This is a genomic window from Caulobacter sp. D5, from assembly GCF_003185805.1.
GTDB lineage: Bacteria > Pseudomonadota > Alphaproteobacteria > Caulobacterales > Caulobacteraceae > Caulobacter.
This window is the reverse complement of the sequence record NZ_QHJY01000133.1, coordinates 1-3,545: the sequence shown is the minus strand read 5'-3', so window position 1 is coordinate 3,545 and position 3,545 is coordinate 1. Positions and strand designations below refer to the sequence as shown.

The 3,545-nt window shown below is 71.5% G+C and carries 2 protein-coding genes; one reads left to right on the top strand and one right to left on the bottom strand.

The features are described 5' to 3' along the window. The coding region (locus DMC18_RS09755; protein WP_110132899.1) for a substrate binding domain-containing protein at positions 1 to 676 on the top strand (676 nt) is incomplete at its 5' end. A 4-nt stretch (positions 677 to 680) separates the two neighbouring features. On the opposite strand, the gene DMC18_RS09750 is transcribed toward DMC18_RS09755, so the two are convergent. Further along, positions 681 to 3,545 (bottom strand): tetratricopeptide repeat protein (locus DMC18_RS09750; protein WP_110132898.1); only part of this gene is annotated, 2,865 nt, incomplete at its 5' end.

Sequence of the window (3,545 nt, the reverse complement as noted above, 5' to 3'; positions counted from 1 at the left end):
GGCCGCTCGCGCCGCGATCCGGCCGTCCGACGCCGGGGCCTCGGGCCTGCTGCGCGTCACGGCCTCGGCCGCCTTCGGCCGCAAGGTGGTGGCCCCGGCGGCGGCGGCGTTCATGCACGCCAATCCCGAGGTCAGCATCGACCTGCTGCTGACCGACAGCGTGGTCGACATCGTCGCCGCCGGCCTGGATCTGGCCATCCGCATCGCGCCCCTGCGCGACAACTCGCTGGTCGCCCGGCGCCTCGCCGGCAATCCCCGCGCCCTCTACGCCGCGCCGGCCTATCTGGAGCGTCGCGGGGCGCCGGCCCGCCTGGCCGACCTGGCCGAGCACGAGTGCCTGGCGATGAGCGGGACCACCCACTGGTCGTTCGAGGCCGGCGGCCGCGCCGTGCAGCAGAAGGTCGCCGGCCGCTTCACCGCCTCGGGCATCGAGGGCCTGCACCAGGCCTGCCTCGGCGGGCTGGGGATCACGCCGCTGTCGGCCTGGGACGTGCGCGACGAGGTCGCCGCCGGCCGGCTGGTCGAGCTGCCGCTGGCCGACGCCGCCTTGCCCGGCTGGTCGATCTGGGCCGTCTATCCGACCGCCCGCCTGGCCCCGCCCAAGGTCCGGCTGTTCGTCGCCGCCCTGGCCGAGCGGCTGGGAGAAGGTCTGGGCGAAGGCTTGGGCGAGGTCTGAGCCGTCAGTCGCCCTTGGCGGCCGGCGCCAGGCCCGCCTCGTCCAGTTCCTCGCCGGCCTTGGCGTTGAGCACCTTGGCGGCGGCGATGTCGCCGCGACCGCCGGCCTCGTCGCCCCGGCGCAGTTTCACCAGGCCGCGCCCGTAGAGGCTGGCGGCCTGCCGTGGCTCGAGCTTGAGCGCCTGATCGTAACGCTTGAGGGCTTCGTCGAAGCGGCCGTCGCGCAGCGCCACCAGGGCGTAGCTGTCCCAATAGGCGGCGTCCTTGGGCTCCAGCTTGACCGCCTCGGCGCAGTCGCTTTCGGCGTCCTTCAGCTCGACATTGGCCAGGGCCCGCTCCCAGCAGCGGCTGTTCAGGGCCCAGCCGTCGCGGCGGCGCGCGATCGAGGCGTCGTAAAGCGCGGCCGCATCGGCGCCGCGGCCGGCGGCGCGCAGGGCCAGGGCCTTGGCGTTCAGGGTGTCGATATCGACCGGGTTCATCCGCAGGGCCTCGTCGAGATCGGCGAGGGCCTTGTCGGTCCGGCCCATGCGACGCAGGGCGTAGGCCCGGTTGCGAAGATTGATCGGGTCCTCCGGTTGCAGGCGCACGGCGGTTTCGAAGTCGGCGAGGGCCGTCTCCATGTGGCCCATCTGCATGTTGAGCGCGGCCCGGCGGCGCAGGGCGACGATGTTGTCGGGCGCCAGCTTCACGGCCCGCTCGGCGCCTTTCAGCGCGAGGTCGCTGCGGCCCATGGCCTGGGCCGTATCGGCGAAGGCCTCGGCGACCTCCAGCTCGTCGTCGCGCGACGCAAACGTCGCTTCCATCGCCGCCAGGCCGGCGTCGGTCTGGCCGAGACCGGCCAGGATCCTGCCGCGCTGGATCGCCAGCACCGGGTCGTCGTCGGACTTCAGCGCCTTGTCGACGAAGGCCAGCCCCTTGGCGGGCGAGGTCGTGGCGATCGCCAGGGCCTTGAGGCGGACGGCGGGGCGGAAGCCGGGGCTCTTGGCCAAAGCCTTGTCGGCCGCGGCGAGCGCCTTCTCCGGCTTGCCCGTCGTCTGGTAGTAGGCGCCGATCCCCACCAGGTTGGCAGGATCCTGAGCCGTCTCCTCGGCCGGTTTGTCGGCGCCTTCGGCCGCCGCGCGGTACTGGAAGATGCGCGAGACCTTGTTGTCGAACTTCGGAAGCTTCTTGTTGAGCAGCTTGGCCTCTTCGGCCGAGACCTCGGGCTCGTAGACGCGGCGGGTCATGGTGGTGCGCATGACGCCCCGCTCCAGGTCGGCCTGGCGCCAGTAGGCGGTCCCGCCCAGCCGGTCGTCGACCGGACTGGCCATGAAGCTCCACTTCCAGCCGTCGGTTTCCGGCGGCAGGCGAATGAGGGTGGTCCAGCGCCTATAGATCGGGAATTCGGTCAGCCAGGGCGCGGTCTGGTCCTGCTCCTTGGGCCGCTTGTAGGGCGAGGGCGGGCTGAAGCCCGCGCTGGGGATGTCGAACGCGCGGCCGTCGGTCGCGTCGCCTTCCCAGTCGAGTTCGCCTTCGCCGGTCATGGTCAGCAGCATCTGCTTGCGGACCGCGTCGTAGGTCCAGGCGACGGTCTCGGGCTCGACCCAGTCGTTGGCCTTGCTCCAATAGCCTTTGAGGGCGCGGTCGGCGTCATCCTTGGAAAGCTGGGCCAATGCGGTCTTGAAGGCGAAGGCCTGGTCGCCGCGGACGATGTTCTCGGCCGTCACCTTGGCCGGGGCGTCGAAGCCGGCGGAGGCGTCGATCTCGAGCAGGAAGCCTTCCTGCGCCAGCAGCGGCGCCTCGGGCTTGAAGGCCGTCAGGCTGGTCGCGCCGGCGCGGACGGGCAGGAACCAGTGGAAGTCGGGCTCGGGGATGGACGCCAGGTCCAGGTCGCCCATGCGCGTGCCGTCCAGCCAGTAGGCGCGGCCGTCGATGACAGCGCGCACCAGGATGTGGTCGAAGGCGCTGACCATCGGCAGGCGCTTGTCGAGGCCGTCGTCGTTCTGGCTCTGGATCAGGACCGGCTCGGCCTCGATCCCCAGCTCGCGCAGCAGGGCCAGCAGCAGCACGGTCTTGGCCTTGCAGTCGCCGAACCGCCGCGACCAGGTGTCCTCGGCCGAGGCCGGACGATAGTTGCCGTCGTCCAGGCCGATATAGACGTAGCGGATCTGCTCCTGGACCAGGGCCAGGGCCGCCGCGGCGCGGGCGGCCGGGTCCTTGTGGGCGGTGGCGATCCTGGCCGCCTCGGCCTTGCTCGGCGAGGTCGGGGCCAGCTGGGCGGCCTTGTCGTAGATCGGCCAGAGCAGGTTCGACACCTCGCTCCAGCCGCCGAAGCTGCTGAACTGCACCAGGCGGCGGATGTTGTAGCGCAGCGGCGCGCCGTCGGCGGCGATGGCGCTCTTGGGATCGCGCATCTCCAGGGTCAGCACGTTGTCGGCGCCCTCGCGCACGGGCTCCAGCTTGCCCAGGTCCGGCGAGGCCGACCATTGCAGCGGCCGGTCGATCGGCCAGACCAGCCGCGTGCGATAGGCGCCGGCCGCGCCGACCGAGGGCAGCATCATGCCGCCCTGCGAGCGGTCGCCCAGGGTCGGGTCGCGCCGGCTGATGGTGGCGGCGAACTGCAGTTCGTCGCCGACCTGCAGGCCCGGCGCCTGCAGATTGGCGGTCAGGTCGCCGGCCAGCATGGCGGCTTCGAGATTGTTCTCGCGCTGGATGACGCCGAACTTGGTCTTGGCCAGCACGTCGATCTCGCGGCCGTCGCGCAGGATCTTCAGCATGTGCACGCGGATCTCGTCGGACGACGGGTTCCACACCGCCATCACGTTGCCCAGGGCCAGGGCCTCAGGCTTGAGGATCTTGATGCGGTAGCTGGTGTAGAACTCGTCGTGGTC